At 74.7% G+C, this 7,040-nt stretch carries 1 protein-coding gene; it reads right to left on the bottom strand.

Annotation, left to right across the window (positions count from 1 at the left end; translation table 11 throughout):
* Positions 1 to 6,993, bottom strand: a 6,993-nt coding sequence (locus tag ACFV1W_RS22335; protein WP_380418961.1) for a condensation domain-containing protein, incomplete at its 3' end; no start/stop codon positions are given.
* Between the last annotated feature and the right edge of the window lie 47 nt (positions 6,994 to 7,040).

Below are 7,040 nucleotides of genomic sequence, written 5' to 3'. Positions count from 1 at the left end.
GCCCTCACCGGCTCCCAGTTCGCGCAGCCGGGCGGCGGTGCGCTGGGAGCGGTGGTCCAGCTCGCCGTAGGTCAGCCGCCGCGCGGCGTCCCGGCCCGGGGCGACCACCGCGACCGCCTCCGGGTGTTCGGCGGCGGCCTTGGCGACCAGTTCGGGCAGCGGCACGTCGTGGTCGATCCGTCGCTCCACGCCGCTGAAGGTGGTGAGGATGTGCCGGCGCTCGGCCCGGTCCAGCATCCGCAGCCGGCCGACCGGTTCGCCCTCGCCGGCCCGGGTCATGGCGTCCAGCAGGTTGCGGTAGTGCGCGGCGAGGCGCCGTACGGTGGCGGGCTCGAAGAGGTCCGAGTTGTACTTGAGGACGCAGTGGAAGCGGCCGTCCGAGCGGTCCTCGTAGGCGGACAGCGTGAGGTCGAACTGCCCCTCCTCCTCGGGGAGTTCGATGTACTCAAGGCGGTAGCCGAAGCGTTCCACGGCGACCTTGTGGGTGAGCAGGATGAACATCGCCTGGAAGACCGCGGAGCGGCTCGGGTCGTGCTGGAGGCCCAACTGCTCGACCAGCAGGGGGAACGGGTACTCCTGGTGGTCCAGCCCGCCGAGCACGCTCTCCCGCACCCGGCCCAGCAGTTCGGCCACCGTCGGCTCCCCGGCCAGGCTGACGTGCAGCGGCAGCGGGTTGACGAAGTAGCCGTAGACGGAGGCGAACTCCTCCTCGGTGCGGCCGGTGACCGGGCTGCCGACCACGATGTCCTGCTGTCCGGACCAGCGGTGCAGCAGCAGGTAGTAGGCGCCGAGCAGCACCATGAACGGGGTGGCGTTGTGCGCCCGGGCCGACGCGTGCACCCGCGCGGTGAGTTCGGCGTCCAGCTGGAAGAACTCGGAGGCCCCGTTGTGGGTCTGCACCGCCGGGCGCGGCCTGTCGGTGGGCAGCTCCAGCACGGGCGTCCCGGCGGGCAGGTGGCCGCGCCAGTAGTCCAGCATCCGCTGGGCCTGCGGCCCGGCCAGGAACCGGTTCTGGTGGTTGAGGAAGTCCAGGTAGCGGGCGGCCACCGGCGGCAGTTCGGGAGTGCGGCCGCGGCTCAGCGCCTGGTAGACCTCGAACAGCTCCTCGATGAAGGTGAAGGTGGAGATCGCGTCCGAGACGATGTGGTGGACGGCCTTCATCAGCACCCAGCGGTCCGGCCCGCGCCGGAACAGCCGCAGCCGTACCAGCGGGTCCTCCGCCAGGTCGTACGGCCGACGGTACTCGCGGACGATCAGCTCGTGGATCTCCTCCCACGGGCGGCCCTCGACGTCGAACAGCCCGGTGTCGGCGACGGCTTCGGCCCGGATCCGCTGGACGGGGCGCCCCTCGTCGGTGGTGAAGGCGGCGCGCAGCCCGGGGTGCCGGGCGACCAGGAAGGCGAAAGCCTCGAACACCAGCTCCGGGTCGAGTTCGGCGCGCACCTCGACCGCGCCGCCGATGTTGTACGCGAAGCCGTCCGGGTGCAACTGGCGCAGGAACCACAGCGCCTGCTGGTTGTGGGTGAGCGGGTAGCGGGTCTCGTCGGTGTGCAGCTCGACCTCGGCCCGCTCCGGGCCGCCCTCGGCGGCGAGCAGCGCGTCCAGCCCCTCGGCGAGCAGGTCGACCAGGTCGGCGACACCGCCGTTGCTGAGCAGGGCCACCACCGGCAGGGCGACGCCGAGTTCGCCGTGCACCCGGGCCCGCAGCTCCATGGCGAGCAGCGAGTCCAGGCCGTGCGCGCCGAGCCTGGTGTCCGGGGTGATCCGTTCGGTGCCGGTGCGCAGCACGGCCGCGGCGGCGGCGCTGAACCGCTCGGTGGCGAGCCGGCGGCGGGTGTCCGGGTCGGCGGTGCGGTAGTCGTCCAGGAAGCCGCCGGTCCCGGCCGGGGCCTGTTCGGCGGCGCTCGCCGCGAGCTCGGCGACCAGTGGCGGCGGGGCGGGGTACCAGGCGAGGAAGGTCGGCCAGTCGACCACGGTGGCGACCAGCAGCTGGGCGCGGTCCTGCCCGAGGACGCGCTCCAGCACGGCGGTGCCGGCTTCCGGCGGCAGCGAGCTCATGCCGCGGGCGTCGCGGTAGTGGGCGACCAGTCCCAGCTCCTCGATCATGCCGGTGGCCCAGGGCCCCCAGTCCAGGCTGAGCGCGGGCAGGCCGGCGGCCCGGCGGTGGTGGGCGAGGGCGTCCAGGAAGGCGTTCCCGGCCGCGTAGTTGGCCTGTCCGGCGGTGGTGAGCAGCGAGGCGACGGAGGCGAACAGCACGAAGTGGTCGAGCGGTTCGGCGTGCAGCAGCCGGTGCAGCAGGTGGGCGCCGGCCACCTTGGGAGCGTATCCGGCGTCGAAGGCCGGGCGGTCCATCTGGGTCAGCAGGGTGTCCCTGACCTGCCCGGCGAGGTGGAACACGCCGCGGATCGGGGGGAGTTCGCGCTCACGGTATCCGGCGAGCCAGGCTCCGAGGGCGGTCTCGTCCGTGACGTCCACCGGGGCGAGCAGGGGTTCGGCGCCGAGCGCCTCCAGTTCGCGCAGGAAGGCGATCCGCTCGCCGGCGGGCGTGGACGGGTCGACGGTGTGCCACTCGGCGCGCGGGGGCAGAGCGGTGCGGCCGACCAGGATCAGCCGTCGGGCGCCGCGTCGCACCAGGGTGCGGCAGAGCAGTCGGCCGAGCGCGCCGAGCCCGCCGGTGACCAGGTAGCTGCCGTCGGGACGCAGCACGGGCGGCAGCGGCCGGGTGAGGCCCTCGGCGGGGCGCAGCCGGCTGGTGAGCCGGCGGCCGGCCCGCAGGGCGAGCTCCTGCTCGTCGGCGGCGGGCCCTGCGGGCGCGCGGTCACCGGACCCGAGTTCACCGGATCCTGGTTCACCGGACCCGAATTCACCGAAGCCGAGCTCGGCGAGCAGCGCCTCGGCCTGTTCGCGGGCCGGTACCGCCGGATCGAGGTCGATCAGCCGGCCGCGGTGGGCGACGAGCTCCTGCTGCCACAGCACCCGGCCGATGCCCCAGGCGGGCGCGCCGAGCGGTTCGACCCGGTCCTGCGGCCCGGTGGCCTGGGTGCCCCGCGTGACGATGTGCAACCGCCCGTCCGGGCGGGCGGCGGGCAGCACCTGGGCGAGGGTGATCAGCGAGTAGGCGCCGTGGGTGGCGAGCCGGTGGAGCTGCCCGGGGTCGGTGGCGTCCAGGGCGGGCAGGTCGAGGTTCCACAGGTGGACGACGGTCCGGTGGGCCGGGTCGAGGTCGGCGAACAGCCGGCGGAGGTCCTCGGCGGAGTCCGGTCGTACCGTCGCCGTCCCCTCCTTGAGGGCGTAGGCGGCGCCGGGCCGGACCAGGTGGCAGCGGACGCCGCGGCCGGCGGCCAGTTCGGCGAGCCGTTCGGCGAGGCCGCCGTCGTCCGCGAGGAGCAGCAGGTCGCCGATGGCCCGCTCGCGCGGGGGCGCCGGGGCGTCCTGCCAGACGAGTTCGGTGAGCCAGCCGTCGATGGTGGCCAGGCTGACGGTGGCGGCCGCCCGGGCGACGTCGGTGGCCCGGAACCCGGTGATCCGGCCGAGCGGGGTGCCGTCCTCGGCGTACAGGGCGAGGTCGCCGAGGAGTTCCTCGCCGCTGTCCCGGGTGACGGTGGCGTGCACCCACAGCGGGCGGGAGCCGATCTCGTCGAGCCGGATCTCCCCGATCGAGACCGGCAGCCTGACGCCGCCGTCCTCGGGAGTGTGCAGCCGGGTGGTGAGAAGGGTCTGGAAGCAGGCGTCGAGCAGCACGGGGTGCAGGTGGTGGTCGGCCGCGTCGTGGCCGAGTCGTTCGGTCGGGCGGATCCGGGCGAGTGCCTCGCCGGGCCCGGTCCACACCTCGGCGACGGCGCGGAAGGCCGGACCGTAGTCGTAGCCGCGTTCGGCCAGGCGCCGGTAGCAGTCGGGTCCGTCGAGGCGACGGCCGCGGGCGCGCAGGGCGTCCAGGTCGGCGACGGGCCCGTGGGAGCGGCGCTGGCCGGTGCGGACCCGGCCGGCGGCGTGGACGGCGGGCTCGGCGCCGGCCGGGGTGGAGGCGATGGTGAAGCGGGCGTCCTCGGGGGCGTAGCCGAGCTGCACGGGGACGGGCTCGGTGTCGGAGAGGAACAGCGCCCGGTTCAGTTCGATCTCGGCGAGCACCACCTCGGTGCCGCCGGTCAGCGCGCGGACGGCCTGGGCGGCCATCTCGACGTACCCGGCGGCGGGGAAGACCACCCGGCCCTCGATCCGGTGGTCGTCCAGATAGGGCAGCCGCTCGGGGTCGAGCGCGGTGGTCCAGGTGGGCTGGGCGGCGGCGGTGCGGCGGCCGAGCAGCGGGTGGTCGACCCGCCCGAGCCGCACCCGCGCGACCGGTTCGGGCTCCGTCCAGTACCGCTCGCGTCGCCAGGGATAGGCCGGCAGCGGCACCGGGCGCCCGGCCGGGTGCAGCGCTGTCCAGTCCACCTCGACGCCCAGGGTGTGGAGTTCGGCGAGGGTGCGGGCGACGCGCTCGGGCTCGTCCTGCCCTCGGCGGATCGAGGGCAGGGTGTGGGCCCGCTCGGCGCACTCGCGGATCGCGTGGCCGAGCACCGGGTGCGGGCCGACCTCCAGGAACAGCTGGTGCCCGTCCTCGGCCATCCGCTCGACGGCGGCCCGGAAGCGCACCGGGTGGCGGACGTTGTGCCACCAGTACTCGCCGTCCAGCTCGGGCCCCCGGGCCAGCCCCTCGCGGGCGGTCAGATAGAGCGGCAGCCGTGCCCGCCGCGGTTCGATCCCGGCCAGCGCGGCGGTCAGCTCGCCGCGGATCGGGTCCATCCGCACGCTGTGGTAGGGGACTTCGACGTCCAGCAGGCGGGCGAAGACGGCTTCCTGTTCGAGTTCCGCGGCGAGTTCGCGCAGCACCTCGGTGTCCCCGGAGAGGGTGACGGCCGAGGGACTGTTGACGGCACCGAGCGAGACCCGGCCGCGGTACGGGCGGATCCGCCGCTCGGCCTCGGCCTCCGGCAGGCCGACGGCGAGCATCGAGCCCGTCCCGGCGAGGCGCTGTTGGAGCCCGCTGCGGGCGAGCACCACCCGGACGGCGTCGGCCAGGTCGTAGACCCCGGCCTGGTGGAAGGCTGCGACCTCGCCGGTGCTGTGGCCCACCACCGCGTCGGGCCGCACCCCGCGGCTCTGCCAGAGAGCCGAAAGTCCCAGCTGGACGGCGAAGTTGGCGGGCTGGGCGAGCCAGGTCCCGGCCATCCGGGAGTCGGCCTCGTCGCGTCCGAGTTCCTCCAGCAGCGACCAGCCGGCCTGGGCCCGGATCTCCGCGTCCACGGCCCGTACGGCCTCCCGGTAGACCGGTTCGGCCTCGTACAGGCCCCGGCCCATCCCCCACCACTGGGGGCCCATGCCGGTGAACACCCAGGCCATGCGCCGGTCCTGGCGGTCGCGGGCGCGTCCCCGGACGACCCTCGGGTGGGTCTCGCCGCGCTCGCAGGCGGCCAGGGCCTCGTCCAGCTCGGTCGGCCCGGAGTGGACCACGGCGAGCCGCTCGGGCTGGTGCTGGCGGCGGTGCGCCAGGGTGTGGCCGAGGTCGGCCGGAGAGGCCCCGCCGGCCAGCTCCTTCCGTACGGCGGCGGCGAGTTCGGGCAGTCCGGCGGCATCCCGGGTGCTCAGCGGCAGCACGGTGACGGCCGGCTGCGGCGCGGGCGCCACGGGTGCGGGCGGCGGCGGTTCCTCCAGCAGGACGTGGGCGTTGGTGCCGCCGAAGCCGAAGGAGTTGACGCCCGCGCGGGCCGGGCCCCGGTGCTCGGGCCAGTCGACGGGGGCGGTGGGGATGTCGAAGGGCAGTGCGGCCAGGTCGATGGCGGGGTTGGGCCGCTGCAGGTTGAGGTGCGGCGGGATGCGGCGGTGCTTGAGGGCCAGCGCGGTCTTGATCAGCCCGGCGACGCCGGCGGCGGCCTCGGTGTGCCCGATGTTGGTCTTCACCGAGCCGACGTAGCAGCGCTCCCCTTCCCGGCGGCCGATGCCCAGCACCCGGCCCAGGGCGGCGGCCTCGATCGGGTCGCCGACCGGGGTGGAGGTGCCGTGCGCCTCGACGTACTGGAGGCTGCCGGGCAGCACCCCGGCCTCGGCGCAGACCCGCTCGATGAGGGCCGCCTGGGCGTCGGCGTTGGGGACGGTGATGCCGTTGGTGCGGCCGTCCTGGTTGACGCCGCTGCCGAGGATCACGGCGTGCACCGGATCGCCGTCGCGCAACGCGTCGGAGAGCCGCTTGAGCACCACCACGCCGACGCCCTCGGCCCGCACGTAGCCGTCGGCGGAGGCGTCGAAGGCGCGCGAGCGGCCGTCGGCGGAGAGGAAGCCGCCCTTGGTCTCGGCGATCGTGTACTGCGGCGCCATGTGCAGCAACGCGCCCCCGGCCAGGGCGAGTTCGGTCTCACCGCGGAGCAGGCTCTGGCAGGCGAGGTGGACGGCCACCAGGGAGGAGCTGCAGGCGGTGTCGATCGAGACACTGGGTCCGCGGAAGTCGAAGCAGTGCGAGATCCGGTTCGACACCATCGTCATCATGGTGCCGGTGGCGGTGTGCGCGGCGATGGTGGTGAAGTCGAGGTCGGCGAACTGCAGGATCTTCCAGTCCAGGGTGAAGGCGCCCATGTAGACGCCGACGTCCCGCCCGGCCAGCTCGCCGGGGCGCAGCCCGCCGTCCTCCAGCGCCTCCCAGCTCACCTCCAGGAGCTTGCGCTGCTGGGGGTCCATGTGGGCGGCCTCACGCGGGCTGATCCCGAAGAAGTCCGGGTCGAAGGTGTCGAAGCCGTCGATGTAGCCGCCCCGGCCGCCGATCAGCCGCCCCGGCTTGGCCCGGTCCCGGCTGCCCAGGGTGACGGTGTCGTACCGGTCGGCGGGGGTGTCGGTGAGACAGTCCCGGCCCTCGATCAGGTTGCGCCAGTAGGCGCGGTGGTCGTTGGCGTGGCCGGGCAGGCGGCAGCCGATGCCGGTGATCGCGATCCGTTCGCAGGGCACGGCGAAGGGCGAGGTGGTCATGGTCCAATCCGAGGGGTGGTGGCGCGGGCAGGGCGAGGGGGCGGCCT

The organism is Kitasatospora sp. NPDC059648 (assembly GCF_042734825.1).
In the GTDB taxonomy this organism is placed as follows: domain Bacteria; phylum Actinomycetota; class Actinomycetes; order Streptomycetales; family Streptomycetaceae; genus Kitasatospora.
The sequence above is the reverse complement of the archived record's forward strand: the minus strand, read 5'-3'. Positions and strand labels throughout refer to the sequence as shown.